This is a genomic window from Pseudomonas allii, from assembly GCF_055380095.1.
The window spans coordinates 5676695-5697877 of record NZ_AP039450.1 but is presented as its reverse complement, the minus strand read 5'-3'; the positions used below and the strand labels follow the sequence as shown (position 1 = coordinate 5697877).

17 protein-coding genes are annotated in these 21183 nt (G+C 59.9%); 6 read left to right on the top strand and 11 right to left on the bottom strand.

Annotation, left to right across the window (positions count from 1 at the left end; all coding sequences use genetic code 11):
• Positions 1-53: 53 nt before the first annotated feature.
• A complete protein-coding gene (locus ACZ445_RS26090; protein WP_464707744.1) occupies positions 54-1907 on the bottom strand; it encodes an Lnb N-terminal periplasmic domain-containing protein in 1854 nt (617 codons plus the stop codon).
• Positions 1908-2000: 93 nt separating this feature from the next.
• Positions 2001-2489 (bottom strand): DUF3015 domain-containing protein, encoded by a 489-nt coding sequence (locus ACZ445_RS26085; RefSeq protein WP_015885974.1) that lies wholly within the window; start codon positions 2487-2489, stop codon positions 2001-2003.
• 267 nt (positions 2490-2756) lie between these two features.
• Between ACZ445_RS26085 and ACZ445_RS26080 the strand changes: the two genes are divergently transcribed.
• Positions 2757-5195 (top strand): Lon protease family protein, encoded by a 2439-nt coding sequence (locus ACZ445_RS26080; RefSeq protein ID WP_464707742.1) that lies wholly within the window; start codon positions 2757-2759, stop codon positions 5193-5195.
• Between the two features lie 382 nt (positions 5196-5577).
• Positions 5578-5886: a PA4575 family protein gene (locus ACZ445_RS26075; protein ID WP_058427690.1), complete on the top strand. Its 309-nt coding sequence runs from the start codon at positions 5578-5580 to the stop codon at positions 5884-5886.
• 3 nt (positions 5887-5889) lie between these two features.
• On the opposite strand, the gene ACZ445_RS26070 is transcribed toward ACZ445_RS26075, so the two are convergent.
• Positions 5890-7713, bottom strand: coding sequence for a hypothetical protein (locus ACZ445_RS26070; protein WP_464707741.1), 1824 nt, complete (start codon positions 7711-7713; stop codon positions 5890-5892).
• Positions 7714-7879: 166 nt separating this feature from the next.
• On the opposite strand from ACZ445_RS26070, the gene ACZ445_RS26065 reads away from it, so the two are divergent.
• Entirely contained in the window at positions 7880-8368 is a 489-nt protein-coding gene (locus tag ACZ445_RS26065) for a TIGR00645 family protein (RefSeq protein ID WP_016973829.1), read from the top strand.
• Positions 8369-8383: 15 nt separating this feature from the next.
• Here ACZ445_RS26065 and ACZ445_RS26060 read toward each other — a convergent pair whose 3' ends face one another.
• The 4 genes from ACZ445_RS26060 to ACZ445_RS26045 form a co-directional block, all read right to left on the bottom strand.
• On the bottom strand, positions 8384-9817 hold the full coding sequence (locus ACZ445_RS26060) for an ArnT family glycosyltransferase (protein WP_310863778.1): 1434 nt from the start codon (positions 9815-9817) through the stop codon (positions 8384-8386).
• A 116-nt stretch (positions 9818-9933) separates the two neighbouring features.
• Entirely contained in the window at positions 9934-10959 is a 1026-nt protein-coding gene (locus ACZ445_RS26055) for a hypothetical protein (RefSeq protein WP_464707739.1), read from the bottom strand.
• A gap of 91 nt (positions 10960-11050) precedes the next feature.
• Positions 11051-11458: a PIN-like domain-containing protein gene (locus ACZ445_RS26050; RefSeq protein WP_464707738.1), complete on the bottom strand. Its 408-nt coding sequence runs from the start codon at positions 11456-11458 to the stop codon at positions 11051-11053.
• Entirely contained in the window at positions 11455-12147 is a 693-nt protein-coding gene (locus tag ACZ445_RS26045) for a MerR family transcriptional regulator (RefSeq protein ID WP_248484641.1), read from the bottom strand. Before ACZ445_RS26045 ends, ACZ445_RS26050 begins: the two co-directional genes overlap by 4 nt.
• Positions 12148-12449: 302 nt before the next feature.
• Here ACZ445_RS26045 and ACZ445_RS26040 point away from each other — a divergent pair, with 302 nt between their 5' ends.
• From ACZ445_RS26040 to ACZ445_RS26030, 3 genes are all read left to right on the top strand, one after another.
• Positions 12450-12959 (top strand): sigma-70 family RNA polymerase sigma factor, encoded by a 510-nt coding sequence (locus ACZ445_RS26040; RefSeq protein WP_179040709.1) that lies wholly within the window; start codon positions 12450-12452, stop codon positions 12957-12959.
• The gene (locus ACZ445_RS26035; RefSeq protein ID WP_179028278.1) at positions 12956-13924 is read left to right on the top strand and encodes a DUF4880 domain-containing protein; all 969 of its coding nucleotides are present in this window, start codon (positions 12956-12958) and stop codon (positions 13922-13924) included. The genes ACZ445_RS26040 and ACZ445_RS26035 overlap by 4 nt, the downstream gene beginning before the upstream one ends.
• A gap of 108 nt (positions 13925-14032) precedes the next feature.
• A complete protein-coding gene (locus ACZ445_RS26030) occupies positions 14033-16441 on the top strand; it encodes a TonB-dependent siderophore receptor (protein ID WP_464707736.1) in 2409 nt (802 codons plus the stop codon).
• Positions 16442-16483: 42 nt separating this feature from the next.
• Here the strand turns inward: ACZ445_RS26030 and ACZ445_RS26025 are convergent, their stop codons facing one another.
• From ACZ445_RS26025 to ACZ445_RS26010, 4 genes are all read right to left on the bottom strand, one after another.
• The gene (locus tag ACZ445_RS26025; protein ID WP_179028280.1) at positions 16484-16735 is read right to left on the bottom strand and encodes a DUF6124 family protein; all 252 of its coding nucleotides are present in this window, start codon (positions 16733-16735) and stop codon (positions 16484-16486) included.
• 520 nt (positions 16736-17255) lie between these two features.
• A complete protein-coding gene (locus ACZ445_RS26020; protein ID WP_060752289.1) occupies positions 17256-18191 on the bottom strand; it encodes a restriction endonuclease in 936 nt (311 codons plus the stop codon).
• A gap of 26 nt (positions 18192-18217) precedes the next feature.
• On the bottom strand, positions 18218-19636 hold the full coding sequence (locus ACZ445_RS26015) for a restriction endonuclease subunit S (protein ID WP_464707734.1): 1419 nt from the start codon (positions 19634-19636) through the stop codon (positions 18218-18220).
• Positions 19629-21179 (bottom strand): class I SAM-dependent DNA methyltransferase, encoded by a 1551-nt coding sequence (locus ACZ445_RS26010; protein ID WP_464707733.1) that lies wholly within the window; start codon positions 21177-21179, stop codon positions 19629-19631. Before ACZ445_RS26010 ends, ACZ445_RS26015 begins: the two co-directional genes overlap by 8 nt.
• Between the last annotated feature and the right edge of the window lie 4 nt (positions 21180-21183).

Sequence of the window (21183 nt, the reverse complement as noted above, 5' to 3'; positions counted from 1 at the left end):
ACTGCTATCGGGGGCAAGCCCCCTCCCACATGTTGATCCCGGCCAGGCTTTAGTCAGTAGTGGTACCACTTCACTTCAAGTAGCACTTCATTCACCGGTGTCGACAAGTGGCTGTACTCGCGTTGTGCACTCAGGCGTAGCCCCAGGTTGCGCGACAATTCCCACTGTTGGTTCAAGCTGATGCTACGGCGTACCTCGCCATTGGTGAAGAAGTCACCCTTGGCTTCCAGGCTCAGGTTGCCCAGTGGGTTCTTCCACAGCACGCCGGTGTTGAACCCGGCCGCCGGGGAGATGGCTTCGCTGAAGTCGTTGTTGTGCTCCACGCGCACGGTGCCGAGGGCGAAGCCGAGCATGTCGTCGCTCAACTGCCAGGTACCGCCGGCGCCGCCGTTGACGTGGGCGACCAGGGTTTCGTCGTCGTGTTTGCCGGGCACGCGTTCAAGGCCGCCGGTGACTTGCCATGACCACGGCTGCAACAGGGCGTTGCGTGGGGTCAGGGAGCGGATGGTGGCCAGGTCCAGTTGCTGCAGTTGCCAGTGGTTGCCTTCGTACTGGCGCAGTTTCATCTGCAGGATTTCAATTTGTGCACCCAGCGGGAAACCTTCGGCGTTGTCGTTGAGGTCGTGGTAGGCCATGCGCAGGCCGTATTCGCCGAAGGCCTTGTCGCCACGGGTGCCGATGCCGGCTTGCCAGGTGCGCGATTCGTGGCCGTTTTCCGGCAGGCCGGGCGGGGTGATCTTGAGGTCGGGCGCGGGGTTTTGGTTGATCGCGCGCAGCAGTTCGAAGCTGCGTTGGGAGCGGACGGTGTCGCGTTCCAGGCCGTTGGCGCGGTAGCGGCCAAGGCGGTAGGCGGCGTCGATGATCAGGGCTTGGCGGTCTTTCGCGATGGCCTTGAACGCAGGCTCCTGCAGCTGCTGCTGGTCATCGCTGACCTTCAACACCCATTGCTGTTCGTCGCTGTCCAGCGGCTTGGCGCGCTCCAACAGCTCGCGTTCGCGGGACGGGCGGTAGTCGATCCTTTCCACCAGGCCCGCATCCTTGACGGCCTTGACCGTGTCGGTCGGGATGGCGGTCAGCGGAAACTGTTCGGTCAGGCGCAGGCCGGGGCGGGCCACTTGCAGCAGTTCGAGCAGGCGATAGGAGCAGTTTTCGTCGAAAAAGAAGTAATCGAACTGGATCTGCTTGAGCTCCCACACGTGCTCGACCATGCGCTCGGTCTCCACCTGGGTGAGGTTGAGGCGGTATTCCCAAAGGTCGCGGTTCTCAAGGCTACGGTATTCGGAGAGTTTTTCCTGATAGGGCACCAGGGCGAACAGGCCAGGGTAGCCGCCCATCAGGCCTTTCCAGGCGTAGAGAATGCTGTTGTCGGAGCCTTCGATATAGGCGCCGAAGTTGATCGCGTAGCTGAGCAGGGCGGTGTTGTTGCTTTGCACGTCGGCCTGGTCGATGCGCAGCAGGGTGTGGCCGAACATCGACGACGGGCTGTTGAGGTAGGCCGCCGGGAAGATCATCACCGCGCTGTGCGGGGCAACGTCCTTGAACCATTGCTTGAATTCGGTGCAGTCCACGGTGGGCAGGTCAGTGAGGTGCAACTGATCCTTGAGCCAGCGGGTACGTGCGGGGTAAACGCATTGGGCGTGTTTTTCACCCAGGCTGGCGGGCGCGTAGAGCGCGTCAACGGTGGCCTTGAGTTCGGCGTCCGGGTGGTGGGCACCATCGGCTGCAAGGAAGAATTTCTTGTCGCTGACATAACTGCGCCAGCCACTGATTTTACCGGCTTCGTAATGGCCGAGGGACAGCCAGAACGGATCGTTGGCCAATTGCTGCAAACGTTGATCATCAAGATGCGGGGCCGCGTACAGCGGGGCGCAGGCAAAGAGTGCCATCCAGGCAAAGCGTTTGAGCATAGGGGCAACTTAAGTCGGAAATAAGAGAGACCCAAAGGGGAGGCGGGCCCAAAAATAAAACCCGCGCCTTAAGCAGGCGCGGGCTGGACGAGCTTAAGCCTGGGTAGCGTATTTCGCCAGACGGGCATCGCTTTTCAGTACCGCAATGGTGTTGTTGTGCACGTCGTCAGCGGTCACGTCAGCCTTGCTGAAGATCTGCTGGAAGTGCTCGTGGGTCACGGCCGCGAAGTGCTCGCGATCTTCCGGTGCCACGCCCAGTACCACGGCGTAGGTGGTCAGCGCTTCGCCATTACCCTTGGCCATGTCTTCGGACAGCTCGTTCATCATGCCATTCATGGCAATCCACGATTTGCCGCCGTAAGTCAGGGCGCTGTTGGTGCTGCAACCGTTGGTGCCCGAGGTCATGCCGAAAGTGGCGTTACCCGAAGTACCGTTGGTGGTGGAAGCCAGGAAGTGAGCTGGAGTGCCGCGCTGGCCTTCGAACAACATGTTGCCCCAACCGCAGTTCGGGCCACCTGGTGCTTCTGCCATTGCATTGAGGGAGACGACGGTGAAGAGAGTACCGAGAAGGATCCGTTTCATAGCTTTGTTCTCTTTGTGTGCAAACCAATGGACAAGGGTTCAGGCGCGTCGCAGCGCCCTAGGGGCCAGTTATTAGTCCAACCCGCGCAGTTTGGAGTTTAGGCACGTTCCAAGGGTTCCGTGCATTTTTATAAAACAATCGGTGATCACGCGATATTTTTGCAGGACGCGTCCCGTGTCTATGCTTTCCCGCAGGCGCGCCTTGCCAGAGCGCGTAACCGGGAGCCAGAATGCCGTCATCTGCCCCGCCTGATGTAAGGAAGCCCGATGCCTGATCCTGTTGCTGCCAGCTTGCGTCTAGCGCCCGAAGCGCTGACTCGCCCCTTCTCCGCTGAACAGTTCAGCTTCTCGACCACCAATGATTTGGAGCCCTTTCGCGGTGTGCTTGGCCAGGAACGTGCGGTTGAAGCGTTGCAGTTTGGTGTGGCCATGCCACGCCCCGGTTACAACGTGTTTGTCATGGGCGAGCCGGGCACCGGCCGCTTTTCGTTCGTCAAACGCTACCTGAAGGCCGAAGGCAAACGCCTGCAGACCCCGGCTGATTGGGTCTACGTGAATAATTTCGATGAGCCTCGCGAACCTCGCGCCCTGGAATTGCCCGGCGGCGCAGCGGCGGCGTTCATCAACGACATCAACGGTCTGGTCGACAACCTTGTCGCGACCTTCCCGGCGGTGTTCGAGCACCCCACTTATCAACAGCGCAAAAGCGCCATCGACCGCGCCTTCAACCAGCGCTACGACAAGGCCCTGGACGTGATCGAACGTCTGGCCCTGGAAAAGGACGTGGCGCTGTACCGCGACAGTTCCAACATTGCCTTCACGCCGATGCTCGACGGCAAGGCGCTGGACGAAGCCGAGTTCTCGCAGTTGCCGGAAGCCGACCGCGAGCGGTTCCACACGGATATTTCCGAGCTGGAAGAGCGCCTCAACGAAGAGTTGGCCAGCCTGCCGCAGTGGAAGCGTGAGTCGAACAACCAACTGCGCCAGTTCAACGAAGAAACCATCACCCTGGCCCTGCAGCCTCTGCTTGCGCCATTGTCGGAAAAGTACGCGGAAAACGCAGGCGTTTGCGGTTACCTGCAAGCCATGCAGGTGTACTTGCTCAAGACCGTGGTCGAGCAACTGGTGGACGACGCCAAGACCGACGCCCAGGCGCGCAAGCTGCTCGAAGAGCAATACTGCCCGAGCCTGGTAGTCGGCCATCCGGTCAACGGTGGCGCACCGGTGGTGTTTGAACCGCACCCGACCTACGACAACCTGTTCGGCCGCATCGAGTACAGCACCGACCAGGGCGCGCTCTACACCACCTATCGCCAGCTACGCCCCGGCGCGTTGCACCGTGCCAACGGCGGTTTCCTGATTCTTGAAGCCGAAAAAATGCTCGGCGAGCCGTTCGTGTGGGACGCGCTCAAGCGCTCCCTGCAATCGCGCAAGCTGAAGATGGAATCGCCGCTGGGCGAGCTGGGCCGCCTGGCCACCGTGACGCTCAACCCGCAGATGATCCCGTTGCAGGTCAAGGTGATCATCATCGGTTCGCGCCAGTTGTACTACGCGTTGCAGGACGCCGACCCGGACTTCCAGGAGATGTTCCGCGTACTGGTGGACTTCGACGAAGACATCCCGATGGTCGACGAAAGCCTGGAGCAGTTCGCGCAGTTGCTCAAAACCCGTACGTCGGAAGAAGGCATGGCGCCGCTGACTTCGGACGCGGTGGCGCGGTTGGCCACCTACAGCGCTCGACTGGCGGAACACCAGGGGCGCTTGTCGGCGCGCATTGGTGACTTGTTCCAACTGGTCAGCGAGGCGGATTTCATCCGTCACCTGGCCGGCGACGAGATGACCGATGCCGGGCATATCGAACGCGCCCTCAAGGCCAAGGCCACGCGTACCGGGCGGGTGTCGGCGCGGATTCTCGACGACATGCTCGCCGGGGTGATCCTGATCGACACCGCCGGTGCGGCGGTGGGTAAGTGCAACGGGCTGACGGTGCTGGAAGTCGGTGACTCGGCCTTTGGCGTACCGGCGCGGATTTCCGCCACGGTGTATCCGGGCGGCAGCGGTATTGTCGACATCGAGCGTGAGGTCAACCTCGGCCAACCGATCCACTCCAAGGGCGTGATGATCCTCACCGGTTACCTGGGCAGCCGTTATGCCCAGGAATTCCCGCTGGCGATCTCGGCGAGCATCGCGCTGGAGCAGTCCTATGGTTATGTGGACGGCGACAGTGCCTCCTTGGGCGAGGCGTGCACCCTGATCTCGGCCTTGTCGAAAACCCCGCTCAAACAGTGCTTCGCCATCACCGGCTCCATCAACCAGTTTGGTGAAGTGCAGGCGGTGGGCGGGGTCAACGAGAAGATCGAAGGGTTCTTCCGCCTGTGTGAAGCGCGCGGTTTGACTGGTGAACAGGGCGCGATCATTCCCCAGGCCAACGTCGCTACGCTGATGCTGGATGAGAAGGTGCTGCAAGCCGTGCGTGCCGGGCAGTTCCATATCTATGCGGTGCGCCAGGCGGACGAGGCGTTGAGCCTGCTGGTGGGCGAGGATGCCGGTGAGCCGGATGCCGAGGGGCAGTTTCCGGAAGGCACGGTGAATGCGCGGGTGGTAGAGCGGTTGCGGGTGATTGCCGAGATGATCAGCGAGGATGACCTGAAGGAGGCGGAAAAGGAGTTGGCGCAGGAAGCGTTGGCGCAAGCCAAGCCCACCTGATGGCGACGTGAATTGTGGCGAGCGGGCTTGTTCTGGCGAACGGGCTTGTTGTGGTGAGCGGGCTTGCCCCGCGTTGGGCTGCGAAGCAGCCCCAAAACCACACAATTCAATCTCACTGGCACACCGCAGCAGTCCTATTGGGGCTGCTGCGCAGCCCAACGCGGGGCAAGCCCGCTCGCCACAACAATTCCCTCGCCACATGACGGGTAAAACCGTCACAAATTTGGCGCGGGTGTAGGGCCAACGCCCGTTGGTCCCTACAACCTTGGTTTGTCGTGGTTTTCTTCTATTCTGTGCTCAAGGGATATCCACAGGAGTCGCTGGATAGAAACAGCCTCGCCCCAGGCGCAGGTTGAACACCGATCTACCGAGGGTCGCCGCCATGCCGCGCAACCTTTGCCTTACCCGCCAGTGCTTTGGCCTGGTCACCCGTATCGAATGTTCCATTCGCCCTCTCGCGGGGGATAACGGGATGTGGACCTTGTTGTTTGCCGCCGGAATGACCGGTGAACAGCCTTCCACCATCAAGTCTCAAGGCCCGTTCCCCGGGCCCTTCGTCGCGGAAAACATGCTGGAGTCCATCGTCGACAGCCTGACCCAGCATGGCTACGAGAAAGCGGGCGACCCGCAGATCTGGTGCCTGCACATGCAGGCCCATCTGCGCCAGCTCAATGGTGACACCCAGCACTGACCGCTATTTGCCCTCGGGCTTGTCGAGCTTGACCTCGAAGCCGTATTGCACGGTGCTCAGGTCGGTGCGCTGGTAGCTTTCCAGGGCGGTCGGCTGGCCGTAGAAGTAATGCACGTCAAACAGCGCCGTGCCGTACTCCTCGGCACGGTGGCTGACGCCGAGGATTTCCTTGAGGTAGTTGCCGCTGGCGTCCTTGGCGTAGAACCGCCAGCTGTCGGCGGGGAATTCCTTCTGGTCGACGATCAGCGCGTTGTCCTTGAGCGACAGCCCCTTGGGCAGCTTGGCCACGTCGATCTCGGCTTTGTCGATGGTCGCCAGGAACAGCGGGATCGAGCCCACCACATACGCCGGGTTTTCCGGGAACAGGTTCAGGTCGTAGGTCAGGGTGCCACGCGCTGGGTTCAGTTCAAACGCCTCGGCCGGCAGTTCGATCGGCTCACCGCGCTCGCCTTTTTCATCGGCGGTGAAGAAGGTCACCGGTGATTCGCTGCTGTTGCGCTCGCTGCCCACCAAGTCGTCATTGAAGGTGAACGGGTGGTCGAACACGATGTGCGCGGCGCTGGCGTCCTCAACCGACTGGCTGATGGTGACGCTGTTTTTCAGCTGGTCCTCGGTCATGCTCGCGTCTTTGAGCCAGCTGGCGGCGCCGTCGTCATACACGGTGACCGGCATCGGCAGGGCCTGGACGCTGTTCTGCAGGCTGTTCTTGTCGAAGCGCATCACGGGCAGGTCGAGGTCTTTGCGCGTGCGCGTGGCGGTGGAGAAATCCAGCACGTTGACCTGCAGGTTGTCGATCACGCCATTGAAATACACCTTGGCGTAATGGCTGCTTTGTTTGTGTTCGAAGGCTTTCTGCTCATCGGTGAGCTGTTTCTCGAACGCCTCCGACCAGACCTTCTGCTTTTGCATCTCGGCCAGTTGTTTCTCGTAGAACGCCACCTGGGCGCTGCTTTCGTTGATCGAGCCCGACCGAGTGAGGAACTGCCCGGTGCTGTCCCGCGCCTGCACCAGGAGCGGGTTGGGCGATTCGTCACCGACTTCAGGCGCCAGCGGTTGGCTGTTGGTCAGCTCGATCTCGGCGTAGTTTTTTTCCAGGAGCAACAGGTTGAGGGTGATGTTGCCCTCGGTGCGCTTGTGGCCCACGTCTTTTTTCGACAGATCAAAGGTCAACACCTTGCCCGGCGCGACCACTTCCACCGTGCCCTTGAGGCTGACGGGCTGTGGCTGGCTCTTGTTTTCCGTCTCGATGCCGTCGATGAACGGGTAGGTCACCGTCAGGTCGTCGGGGTTGGTCAGGTTGGAGCTGCTGGGGCTCAGTTGGATGCCCGGATCGGTTTCCGACCATTCCGGCTGGAAGGGGATGACCTTGTTGTTGCTCAGGGTCACCGACTGCCATTCCAGGCCGTGGGGGAAGGGGAACTGGTCAGGCATGTTGAAGTTGAACGGGAACACCGGCTGCAAGTCGGTCAGGTAGTCGGAATGGGAGCTCTTGCGCAGCACAAACAGGCCATTGATGTAGGTGTCCACCAACGCCTGGGGCGTGGGGTAGTGCTTGAGCAGGGCCAGGGAGTCTTCGCCGTACTCGGCTTCGATGGGCTTGCTGGCGAGTTTGACCCGCGCCCGCTCCAGCAGCAGCAGCGAACCGCCCAGGTCGGCGACGGCGTCACGCAGCTTGGGGTCCTGGATGCTGTCCAGGGAGTGTTCGAACTTTGCGGTTTTCTCTTCGAGGGTGGTCTGCTTCTGCTCGTCACTGGGGGAGCAGCCGCCAGCCAGCAGCAATGCCGCGCACAGGCCGATACTGGCCAAAGGGGATCGCACATCCATCATCTGAGTTTTTCCTGTCCGACGTCATCGAGCCGAGTTGTTATTGGGCTCGACACTAGCAGAAAAATTCTCTTACAGATGCCGCACAGGTCAGTTTTCTCGTGGTTACAGGTGTCTTGTAGCGGCTGGTATACTCGCCGCCATTTCTAGCCAAGCTGTGTGAGATCCCATGGAACGCTTTATCGAAAATACTATGTACGCCTCACGCTGGCTGCTGGCGCCTATCTATCTGGGGCTTTCCCTGGGCCTGCTGATCCTGGCGCTGAAGTTCTTCCAGGAAATCATCCACGTCCTGCCCAATGTGTTTTCCATGCTGGAAGCTGATGTGATCCTACTGCTGCTGTCGCTGATCGACATGGCCCTGGTTGGCGGCTTGCTGGTGATGGTGATGATTTCCGGCTACGAGAACTTTGTCTCGCAGCTGGACATCGATGAAAACAAAGAGAAGCTCAACTGGCTGGGCACCATGGATTCTTCATCGCTGAAGATGAAAGTGGCGGCCTCCATCGTGGCGATCTCGTCCATCCACTTGCTGCGCATCTTCATGGACGCCAAGAACGTCGATCCGCAGCATCTGATGTGGTACGTGATCATCCACATGACCTTCGTGATCTCGGCGTTTGCCATGGGTTACCTGGACAAGGTCACCAAGCACTGATGCCCCGCGCCGGCCTTACTGCTCCACGAAGTAGTAAGGCTGGCGATTGATCGACATTTGCTTGATCACCTTCACCGGGGTCGCCAGGTCATCGGTATGGTCCAGCAGCGCAACGTTGCCGGGCTTGGCGTCGAGGTAACTGTGCAACTCAGCCTCGGTCTTCAGGATCGGCAAGTAGGCCTGCAGATAGAACACGCTGGCCCCGGCGATACGCTCGTTGGGCCGGTACAGTACCACCTCTTTTCCTTCGTCTTTGAACGCCTGAACCTGGCTGATCACCGGGACGAACGACTGGCGCACATCGGCTTTGGGCGCGAACCAGAAGGCAGCGATCAGGTAGCAGCCCACCGCCAGGGTGAACACGCCGCCGACTACCGTTCTGTGATGCTTGTGCAGCGTGGGTTTGTGGGTTTTCAGCCAGTCCAGCAGCACCCGTGCATACTCCGCGGCCAGTACGGCGGCGGCCGGGGCCAGTGCCATCAGGTACACCGTACGTTTGCTCGACGCCAGGGTCAGCAGGGTGAACTGCGCCACCAGCCAGACGCTGAAGAACAGGCGGTAGCGGTTGCGCACCAAGCTTTTGCGCAAGTGCCACAGGCCCAGGTACACCAGGATATTCCAGGGCAGGAAGGCCTCGGGCAGCTTGACGATGTAGTAGTAGAACGGCTCGTAATGCCCCGCCTCGACAAACGAACCGCTGAACCGGCCGACGCTGTTGGTCAGCAGCACTTCGGCCACTGCCTGCAGGCCGCCGCGCTGGAACAGGAAGCCCAGCCAGATCACCAATGGCACCAGCGCCAGCAAGGTGAACAGCGCGGGCTTGAGCCAGTCGCCAAGGCGCAGGCGCTTGTCCATGACGCTGGTGCTGGCCAGGTACACAAATATAACAATGCCCGGCATCGCCAGGCCCAGCACGCCTTTGCTGAGGGTGGCGATCACCATCCCGGCGGTAAACAGTGCCCATGCGCCTGTGCTAGACCCTTCACGATCGGGTCGCACAGCCTGGTAAAACGCCAGCAGCGCGGCGGTTACGCCGAGGGTGAGCAGCGAGTCCTCACCCACACCGCGCGCATTGCTCCAATAACTGGCCATGGTCGCCAGGATCAGCGCGGCGCTGAACGCCAGCGTCTGCGGTCGTCCGAACCTGCGCAGCATTGTGTAAAGCAGCATCACGCTGAACAACCCGGCAAATGCTGAAGCCAGGCGCACCGCCCAGGTGGTGCCGCCAAACAGGCGAATCGCCCCGGCATCGATCCACAGGCTCAGGGGTGGCTTTTCCAGGAACGGTTCACGGAACAACTGGGGCACCACCCAGTTATTGTCCAGGTGCATGGCCATGGCGATCCCAGCCACGCGGGCTTCGGTGGAGCCTTGCAGCTCGTGGTTACCCAGGGCAAAGAAGAACAACAGACCAGCAAGCAGGAACAGCAGGGGAGCGGGACGCGTCATGGAGTGTGGCTACCAGGGCAGGAGGACCGTCCGGGGGAACGGTCATTGCAATGGGCTAGTATCCGTCGGCGTTTCTGAATATTTCGTGAACGAATGTGGTTTTTTTGTAAGGTCGCTCACGGCGCCATCAGGCTGGGCAGTGCGGCTCTACCTTCCGGACTCAGCACCGGCTCCAGTTGCTCCCAGGTAAAACTCAGTTCGTTATCGCAGCCATCACCCTGGGCGGGCGTCGACAGTTGCAGGCCCTGGGTGTTGAAGCTCAAGTCGAACGAGGAATAACTGGTCACGGCCGGGCACCCTTCGTCCGTGGTGGTCTGCTTGGCCAGCCAGCTGCTGAAAGCGGCCGGCAGTTTGACCTGGCCCGAGTAGGGCGTGTCCCATTGCTCATGGCCGCCCAACCACGTCCAGGGGTCGACCTTTTCACCGGTTTGCAGGTTCCAACTGTGCAGGCCCCAGCTGATGCCCCCGCGCCCGTAGCCCGCCGACCAGCGATAGAACCGCACGGTGATCCATTGAGATGACCAATAGAACGGTTCCACCGTGATCTCGCTGGTGGTGGTGCCGCCGCTTTGGTCCAGTGAGTTGCGCCGCTCCCTGTAGAAATCGGCCTGGCCGTCCGGGTTGATGGCCATGCGCGCGAGCTCGCGGTTGATCTTGTCGATGGCCGCACCGTCGCCTTCCAGTTTCAGGATGACCTGACCTCCTTGGGTCTTCACTTGATAGGCATGTTCGGCGAAGGTTTTTCGCTCGACCGTTACCGCGGGAGGCACGGCCTCAAGCGCATTGTTATAGGCATCGCTGGCGCAACCGTCGGTGTCCGCGCGTTTGAGCATCAGCGCTAGGCTTTTACCGCCGAGGGTTTTGCTCCAGGTGCCGGTCAGCGTGTCGCCCTGCGGCTCATCCAACTGCCAGAGCCCGGTTTGCCCTTCCTCGGCCCACGGCTCACTGGCGTTGGCTTGAGTGAGCTGAATGGGCGTCAGGATGCGTTGATAGTAGTAACTGCCATTGGCGCCGTGGGCACCGTTGAAGCAGGCGGTGATCGCGGATTTACCCAAGGTGCCGGTCCAGACACCGGCCAGGTCGGCGGCGTTTGCAAGCAGAGGGGCGCAGGCAAGGGTGAGGATGGCGAGTGACTTGAACACGGGTATCGGACTTCCGGGTGTCTGATAGAGGAGAGCAGGGTAATCGTAAGTGGGGGGGGATTCCAGATAGGGACTGTTTTGCGTTGCAGGCTTACATTTTTATCTGATCAAATTTCCCGGGCGCAGAAAAACGCCATGGCACGCTGAATGCGGCTGCTCCTCTTATCAACGCTGATTGATTCATGATGGCCGGCCACCATCGCACGAGATTGTGTGCCTTGTTCCAATAGGTCTCGTTATTCCAGTGTTTCGCCAGACAGAAAATGGGGAGCCCGCAGTCTCGAAATGCCTGTTTTTCTGCATGCCCTGTGGTAAAGCGGTCTTGAGAGATAACGACCCAATCACCTTCATCGCGAAGCACTGATATCCAGGAAACATCACTTGCGTTCTGGGGGAATTTATCCCTGAGCGGAACTACGCCATGCTCATGGACTTTTGAAAGTTCATTCAATGCTCGCGCCAGTGCAGGTGGCAGGTTGTGGTCCAGAAGGAAATTCAAGCCGCGCGCCTTTGCTCGAACTCGATAGCGGCTCTTACAGCGGAGGGTGGGATCTCGTATAGCAGGGCAATACGTTTTGTGTCGTTTCCTTCCGCCTCATAGGCGTTAAACAGCGTTGCGGTGTCGATACCCGCTCCAGTCAGTACCGGCTTTCCAAAATTCCTGGCGGGGTCCAGTACGACGATCTTGCTGCGTTTGACTGGGTACCAGCGTTGGGCCGAGCCTTTGCCGGTGTAGTCGATCCCCTCGTACAACGATGGGCTGATGACGTGCTTGAACGCGTATTGTTTTTTAATCAGGTCCAGCAGCGTCTCGTCGCCTGTCTCATCCAGAACAGTCGCAAAGATGCTGCGACCATCTGTTTGGAAGCGCTTGCAGGTGAACGGGTAGGCTTGACCGAACAGCTCTGAGGCTTGTCGGGAGGCGTTGCGAATGGCTTGCAGGCTCACGCCGTGTTGACGAAAGGCGTGCACGAAGCGAATTTCAAGCAGGTCATGGAAGCTCAATATGTATTCGTTCACATCCATCAGTTCTGATTGCCAAAGGCCGGGATGATGAATGCCGTTGGAACTGTAACCGAATAGCCATCTACGAATATCTGCGGCGGGGATACCGGTGTAAAGGGAGGCTTCACTGGGGGTATAGAGGCCGACGCCCACAAGGGGGCTGGGCGAGACAGTGCTTTGCATGAAGGGCCTCCTTATTCGTGAATGGGCGTGCTGGACTCTGGGGGCTTGAGTGATTGCGTTCAATCTTCGGCAGACGAGCAGTCCTCTGAAGACTATTCGAGCAACCGAGTTCGCGCCAGTTCATCCACGGCGCGCCAACATGCAGGACTTTTCTGGCTGCTTGAGTAAGCGGGTGTAGTCCATATCGGTGACTTGCAACAGCTCGCAGCATTCTTCAGGTAAGACAGAAACTCCTAACCCGTCTCTAATGAGAAGTATTATCATGTGTGACTTTCCCCAGCCGTTCCCTGGATATCACACCGATGGCCTCATCTTCTTCTGCCCATCAGGTTGTGGGCGAACTCTACGCCCAGCACCACAGCTGGGTGGTGCAGTTGTTGCGGCGCAAGCTGGGTGGGCAAGAGCAGGCCTTGGACTTGGCGCAGGATACCTTCGTGCGGATCCTGAGCAGCGGCAGCGTGCCGGTTTTTCGTGAGCCGCGAGCCTACCTCACGACTGTCGCCAGCCGTTTATGCGGGCAGTACTTCCGTCGCCAGGCGTTGGAGCGAGCGTATGAACAGTCGCTGATGATCCTGGAGCCCGAACACATGCCGTCGCCGGAAACCCGTTTGCTGGTGCTTGAAGCGTTGGACGCCGTCGGCCAGGTGCTGGACGGGTTGGGCAGCAAGGTGCGCGAGATCTTCCTGCTGTCCCAGTTGGATGGCCTGACTTATCCACAGATCGCAGAGCACATGGACCTCAGCGTGAATGTGGTGCAAAAAGCCATGCTTAAAGCCTATCGCCATTGCTATCTGGCGGTGTACGCTGCATGAACCGTTTCAAGCCCGCCAATAATCAGCCTCTGGACGAGCACGTGTTGGACCAGGCGCTGAACTGGATGGTCGCGCTGCAATCGGGCACCTGCGGCGCCGCCGAGCAGCAGGCTTGCCAGCAGTGGCGCAACGATAACCCGCAACATGAGTTGGCCTGGCAGCGCTTGGCTGGGCTCAGCCGCGACATGCGCCTCCACACGCACACATTGCCCGCGCCCAGCGCCCGCCAATTGTTGCGTGCACGTAGTGTTCCGTCGCGGCGCACCGTGCTCAAGGGCCTCGCCGGCCTGAGCGTGGCCGCTGCCCTTGGCCTGAGTGTGCGCGAGCGGGCGCTGTTGCCGGAGCTGTTCAGCGATTACCACACCGCTACCGGGGAGAGACGGCACCTGCGCCTGGCCAATGCCGGGGAATTGCAGTTGGATACGCGCACCGCTGTGGATATCCGTGGCGCCCACTTGGCGCTGAACCTCGGTCGGCTGCTGTTGACCACAGGCCCGCGCGCCGACATTGCGGTCCAGACTGCCAATGGCTGGGTACGGCCTGCGGCACTCTCACAGATCATCATCAGCCATGACCTGCTTCGCCAGCAGGGTACGCAGGTGCAGATGCTCTCGGGCAGCGCCTCTGTCGAGCCGTTGCACGGTGCCAGCACGCAACTCGGTTTGGGCCAGCAGTTGACCTTAAATCGTCTCCAGAGCAGTCAGCCGGCAGCCATGCCATCCACCGCCGACGCCTGGACCCAGGGCCTGTTGATCGCCGAGCGCATGCCGCTCGGCGCAGTACTCGAAGAACTCGACCGCTACCGGCGTGGCGTGCTGCGCTGCGACCCTGCGGTGGCGGGTTTGCAGGTGTCAGGTTCGTTCTCGCTGGACCAGCCCGAAGCCAGCCTCGACCTGCTGGCCAAGGTGTTGCCCGTGCGCGTGCAGCGGGTGTTTGGCTACCTGGCGACCGTCGTGCCCGCCTGACCGAAAAATAGTGTTCACCGCGTGGCAGGTTTTCCTATCTCAAGCATCAAGACAGGTAAGACGCAGAAAAAAGCGTCCACCCAACCCTTTCATGACAGGACAGTCTTTATGCTCAGCCGCGTCAGCGCTTTGCGCACCGTTATCCTCGGTTTATCGGTGGCAACCGCAAGCCACAGCATCATGGCCGCCACTGCGGCGCCTACCCAGCAACAATCCCAACCTCGTGCGTATGACATTTCGCCCGGTAGCCTGGACCGTGTGTTGGGGGCCTTTGGGCAGCAAGCGGGCGTGATGATCGGCATTGATTCGGCGCTGGCAGCCGGCATTCAGAGCAAAGGCCTGAAAGGCAATTTCTCGGTGGACGAAGGCCTGGAGCACCTGTTGAGCCCTGCGGGTTTGCAGGCGGAGCGCGAGCAGGGTGGCTATCGCGTGGTCGCCAAGCCGTTGTCCCAGGACGGAAAGGTGGAGTTGCAGACCACCCAAGTCAGCGCCAACCAACTCGGCACGGTCACCGAAGGCACGGGCTCGTATACCCCGGGCACCATCGCCACGGCCACGCGCCTGGTGCTGACACCACGGGAAACACCACAATCGATCTCGGTGGTCACACGCCAGGTCATGGATGACTTCGGCCTCAACTCCATCGATGACGTAATGCGCCACACGCCAGGCATCACGGTGTCGACCTATGACACCGAGCGCACCAACTATTACTCGCGTGGTTTCTCCATCGAGAACTTCCAGTACGACGGCATTCCGACCCTGCGCGACGCCCAATACTCGGCAGGCCAAACCATGACTGACATGGCGATCTACGACCGCGTCGAAGTGCTCAAGGGCGCCACCGGCCTGCTCACCGGGGCCGGCGGTCCGGGCGGCACCATCAACCTGATCCGCAAGAAGCCGACCTCCGAGTTCAAGAGCAGCATCGAACTGGGCGCGGGCTCCTGGGACAACTACCGTTCCCAGGTCGACGTCAGCGGCCCCCTGACCGACACCGGCAACGTGCGTGGCCGCGCGGTGGCGGCATACCAGGACAAAAAGTCGTTCCTCGATCACTACTCGCGCAAGACCAGCGTGCTCTACGGCATCCTCGAAGTCGACCTGACCCCGGACACCCTGCTGACCCTGGGCGCCGACTACCAGGACAGCGACCCCAAAGGTTCCAGCTGGACCGGCACCCGCACCATCTTCGACGCCACCGGCAACAAACTCGACCTGCCGCGCTCGTTCAACAACGGGCCCAAGTGGGGTTCATGGCAACAATACAGCCACACCGTGTTCGCCACCCTGGAACACAATTTCGACAACGGCTGGGTCACCAAAGGCCAGTACAACCATCAGGTCAACGGCTATGACGCGCCGCTGGGCTACATCTCCCAGGATTCTGCGACGGCGAGTTCGATCTATGCCGCCAAATACACCGGCGACACCACCAGCGACAGCCTGGATGTTTACGCGTCGGGGCCGTTTGAACTGTTTGGGCGTGAGCATGAATTGGTGATCGGGCAGTCCGTGTCGAGCTCCCGGTGGAAGGGCAAGGACTACCGTAACCCTGTCTACTTCAACAATTCCTATGACTTTTACAACTGGCACGGCGAAGCCATTGAACCGGCGTGGGGCAAGGCCTCCCGCTTCAGTGATGAAATCACGCGCCAGACCGGCACCTACATCACCGGGCGCTTCAGCCTGACCGACGCGATGCACCTGTTGCTGGGCACGCGGGTGGCCAACTATCAAGTCACCGGCACCAGCGACACCGAAGAAAGCGGCAAAGTCGTGCCGTACGCCGGCCTGACGTACGACCTCAACGAAAACCTCACCGCCTACGCCAGCTACACCGAAATCTTCAAGCCGCAAACCCAATACCGCGACCGCACCAACACCATGCTTGAACCGGACGAAGGCAAAAACTACGAGATCGGCCTCAAGGGCGAATTCTTCGATGGCCGCCTGAACGCCAGCCTCGCCTACTTCGAAGTGCACGAGACCAATCGCCCAATCGCCGATACCGCCTGGAACTCCCAGCCGGCCGTCGACTATTCGTACATGGGCACCGAGAGCAAAACCAAAGGTTACGAAGCGGAAATCTCCGGCGAACTGGCTCCAGGCTGGCAGTTGCAGGCGGGCTATACTCACAAGATTGCGCGTGATGCCGATGGCAAAAAAGTAGCGACCTGGGAGCCCGAGGATCAGGTCACCCTCTACACCAGCTACAAACTCCAAGGCAGCCTGGACAAACTCACCTTGGGCGGCGGCACGCGCTGGCAGAGCACGGGCTGGCAAACCGTACGCAACTGGGGTTATCCGGGCGGCGGTCGTTCGGAAAAATTCACCCAGGACCCGTACTGGCTGGTGGACGTGATGGCGCGCTATCAACTGACGAAAAACCTGTCGGCCACGCTTAACGTCAACAACCTGTTCGACAAGAAATACTTCACCAATATCGGGTTCTATGACTCGGCGTACTACGGTGACCCACGCAATGTGATGGTGACGACGCGCTGGGATTTCTGAGGCGCATTACAGCAAAAGGCCGAGTTTTCTCGGCCTTTTTTGTTACTGGAATGTTTGGGGGGCTTGGGTGAGGACCAGCACTCGCTCCACCAATAGTTCGCCCAGCACGATCAGTTGCTGAGTGGCCAGCAGCTTGTGACGGTGGGCGCCTTCGAGTTCGAAGGCCAGGTCGGTGGTCATGGCGTTGAGTGAGGCGAGGGTTTCGCTGGCTTGGATTAGCAGGGTTTCGGGGGAGATGTCTGGGGCGAGGGTGAAGAGGGTTGTGGAGGGGGGATTGGGGGTGATCTTTTTCATGGCTGAAACTCCTTGATTGATGGAGTCGCCAGACATCGCTGCTAAACGAAAAGGGTGGCGACTGTGCGCGGGTTAGCAGACCAGGAATCAAGGAACCCGGCGCACCCGAAAGTGCCCCACGCACAGCCGCCATAATACGCACCAGCGGATGCTGACAGCATCGCTGGAACGGATGGTGGCTTTGCAGGCCTTGATAGTAAACGAGCTGCTAAACCCGGTCGCTGATTTTGCAGCGACTGGGGGAGGCTATCTGTGTGGGGGGAGTTGCGCCAGTTCACCGATGGCGCGATATCTTGAAGGAAAATTCCGAAGGTTCATTCTGTCGGGCTTTCCAACCCCCAGAAACAACAAAACCCGCACTAGGCGGGCTCGGTTGATGCAGAAGTGGTGGGCCGGGGGGCGCTGAAAATATGCCGTATCCTTCTGTTTTTGCTGGCTAATAATCAATCAGATATATGGCTTGGAATACCAGATGGAATGCTGGTTGATCTGGCTTTCAATGGAATGGTGCTTTTTGAACTCAGCCGAGCGACTCGTCAAAGTAATCGCTGTCGAGCCTAGGCACCTTGTAAAGCTGCGAGCTGACTCCGACCTCATGATCCAACATCAGATTGACCAAGCGTTTACCGTCGACCAGTACAAGCCCTTCGACCGATAGTGCGAACTCAACCGCTTGGGCGGTGAAGCCAGAGGTGGTTATGAATACGCCGCGTTTGGCTTTCTGTCCTGCCAGAGCGCCATAGAACGCCTGCAAATCGGGGCGGCCGACGGTGTTCTGCCAGCGCTTGGCCTGAACGTAGACTTTCTCCAGGCCCAGCGCGTCGAGCGAGATCACGCCGTCGATACCGCCGTCGCCACTACCGCCGACCTGCTGCAGCGCCTGACGGTTCGCTCCGTAGCCCAAGCTGTGCAGCACATCGAGTACGATGTGCTCGAAGCGCGTCGGGCTCGCTTGCAGCAGGCTGTCCAGCAGGTCGCCCGCGACGCTGGTACGCAGCTCGAGGATGGCTTGGTTCAAGCGCTCCTGCGGGCTGCTAGTGGCGAGGTCGGTCTGGGCAATCGGCGTTGACGTTTCGTTGCTTTCATCCAGCGAGGCGGCGTCCGGCGCTGTCTTCAGCTTCACGCTCATGAAGTTCACAGCTAGATGCTCGACCTGTTCTGCGCTCAACGGGGCGGGGCTGGCCTGAACGAATGTGCGGCCGGTGTCGGTCAGCTGCCAGTAGCCACGCTTGGCGCTGCTGGAATAGCCGGCGCGCTTGAGCCGGTCATGTGCCCAACCGGAGCGGTTCTTGTAAGTAGCCTGGCCACTGGCGATGGTCTCCTGCCGCTGGGCCTGGGTCAGGCTCAATGCCTGTGCGGCCGCCTCGTGGGCCTCGCCTGCCGTCGCGCCCTCGGGGTGGGCGGCGAGAAAACGCAGGATGGGCTCGATGAACTGGTCGTAGGTCGGGACTGACATGGTTTTTTCTATTCCTGCTAAAGGCCTTAGTCCAATGTAGCCGCTCGGCGACCGCGCTTTGTCTTGGGCACGGTGGTACGTTGAGCCTTAATGCGCTCTAGTAAAACGCTGGCCGGTTCGTCTGTCGGCTCCTGCGGCACCAGTTCGCCACGGAAAGCCTTGGCAAGGATGCTTTGGGTTAGATGGTTAATACGCGCTTGGGCGACTTTGAGGCGGATTTCCAGCTGGTCGGCGAAGGCGAAAAGTTGTTCGACGCGGCGGACAATTTCGGTTTGCTCCACCGATGGTGGCACCTGAATTGGAAGCGACAGGAGGGCCCCTTGAGTCAGCTTTGCCCGGCCTGTTGTACCTGTTAGCCAAGGGATGACATCGTAATGCATTAACGCATAGCATAAATAGTCGCGGGCGATAGAGTCATGAGCCCTAAGTGCGTGAACATGATTGTTGATCCAGCACTTCCCCGAATACTTATAGGCAATTGGCTTTTCGCGCCCGTAAAAAGTTTCATCCTCTGTTACCAAGACCAGGTCATCATCAAATATGTACTCATCTACACGATCCACTTCGCCGTTAGCACCAAAGTAGGGATACCTCCCCTCACCACTTTTGCGCAGCTCTTTTTTCACGGGAACGCGCATGCTGTCCAAGCACTCTGCGAAATTAGATACGCTGGCAATCATCCACCCTGGGGGAGCTTCAAAATCATTCTTTTCAAGATCAGGAGAGATTGGCTCCTTGAATTTCACGACGGGGCTTTGACGGCGAGCTTGGATTACTTTTTCCAAGTATTCTTCTGCGCTCTCACCTACCGGGTTTGTGGCTCGCCATTCCTCTGTCAGTCGCCCGGATGTAGCGGCAGCGAGTACAGACTGGCGGAAGCGCTTGAGTAGTGAGGGGATACCGTCAATTCGGGCTTTGAGGGTATCAACCTGGGCCAGCAGTTCGTCGAGCTTGGCGGTGATGCGGGTCTGCTCAGCAGCCGGCGGTACCGGCACTAAATAACTCTCTACAAATTGCTTGGGCACCCGACGCAGACCAACAGCGCCAGTCATGTTTTCTGCGCCCCCACGTAGAAAGTCGTAGCTCTTGACCAAGGCCAGCAGATACTTGGCCGATACCCCGTCGCAGCAAGGCCGGAGCACGAAGAACTCGCTGCTTCCGGCTCCCACACCGTTAGGCAAACCGTCAACAAAGGCCGCTTTGCCGTTCTCAAAACACGGAGTGACCTTGGCAAAAATTACGTCTCCGTCTTTAAAGTTTGTGTAAGCCTTCTTAATTTCGCCCCACGGACGCTCATCGAAACGCAGCTTGTCGCGAAAGGTGGTGGGGGCGTGGGACATAGGTACAAACCCAGCGACGGTTTCATCATCGAATGCTTGCTTTGGGTTCAGGTCGGCCAAGTCACCAATGCACGCTTTGGCCCACCCGTTTGGCAATTCACTCATCCCCATTCTCCTGAGCCACTGCCAACCCCATCACCTCAGCCATCAACTGCTTCTGCGCCACCACTTCATCCCCTGCCCCCAGCGCCTTCATCAGCTCTTCCAGCTCACGCAGTGCCTCGATCAATTCAGCCATCGCCTCACCCGCCAGTACTTCCGGAGCGGGCAGGTCGGCGGCATCCAGGCTGCTGCTGTCTTTTAGCCAACTGATGTCCAGCGAGTCACTCCGCTCGTTGCGGATGTAATCCCGGGTAAAGCTGCGGAAGCGGCTGGTTTCACCGATACCTTCGACGTTCTCGGCGCGTGGGCTTTCGCCGTCGGGGGTGTCGCCATAGACGTCCTCGAACGGTTTGAGGTGCGTGGGGCCGAAGGGCGTGCGCTTGCCGAAGCTGGGCATGTTGCTGCGCAGGTCATAGATCCACACGCGCTTGGTGCAACCCTCCTCCTGGCGCGGGTTTTCTACGGTGCCCTTCTGAAAGAACAGTACGTTGGTCTTCACACCCTGTGCGTAGAAGATGCCAGTAGGCAGGCGCAGGATGGTGTGCAGATTGCACTTATCCATCAGGTCGCGACGCACGTCGGTGCCAACGCCGGCCTCGAACAGCACGTTATCCGGCAGCACCACGGCGGCGCGGCCGCCCGGCTTGAGGCCACGGTAGATGTGCTGGAGAAAGGCCAACTGTTTGTTACTGGTGCGGTACGTGAGGTCATCACGAGTCGGGCCACCGCCACCCTTGGCCGTGCCAAACGGTGGGTTGGAGAGGATGACGTCGACCTTGGGTAAGTTGGCCCCGGTCTGACCTAGGGCGTTGCCCAGGTGCACCACGCCTTCTTCGTCGCCTTCCATGCCATGCAGCAGTGTGTTCATTAGTGCCAGACGGCGAGTGCCGGGCACCAGTTCTACGCCAACAAAGGCGCGATTGCGCTGGAATGCCTGGGCTTTGGCGTCGAGGTCGTAGTAATCGTCGGTTCGACTTTTGATATAGGCGTCAGCAGCGATCAAAAAGCCCGCAGTACCGGCGGCCGGGTCTTGTATGGTCTCGCCCGGCTGCGGCTTGATGCAGCGGATGATGCTGTCGATCAGCGGCCGAGGGGTGAAGTACTGGCCGGCGCCGGACTTGGTCTCGCTGGCGTTTTTTTCCAGCAGGCCTTCATAAAGATCGCCGAGGCCGTCTTGGCGGGCGCTGAACCAGTCGATGCCGTCGAGGCTCTTGATCAACTGCTCGAGGTGGCGCGGTTCCTTGAGGCGAGTCTGAGCGTCGGCGTAGATGGCGGCGATCAGCGGGTCCGGGTTTTTGCCAAGGTCCAGCAGCATCTGCCGGTAGTGATCGAGCAGGTTAACGCCGGACCTGCCGGCCAGGTCTGGCCAGCGCGCGCCTTCGGGCAGCTTGTGACCGAAGTTGGCGTCGTTCTGAACCTGTTCGTACTCCATCTTGATGAACAGCAGAAGCACGAGTTCGGTGACGTAGTCGCTGTAGTTGATGCCATCGTCGCGCAGGACGTCGCAGAGGTTCCAGAGCTTCTGGACGATATCGGAGTTGGTCATGGGG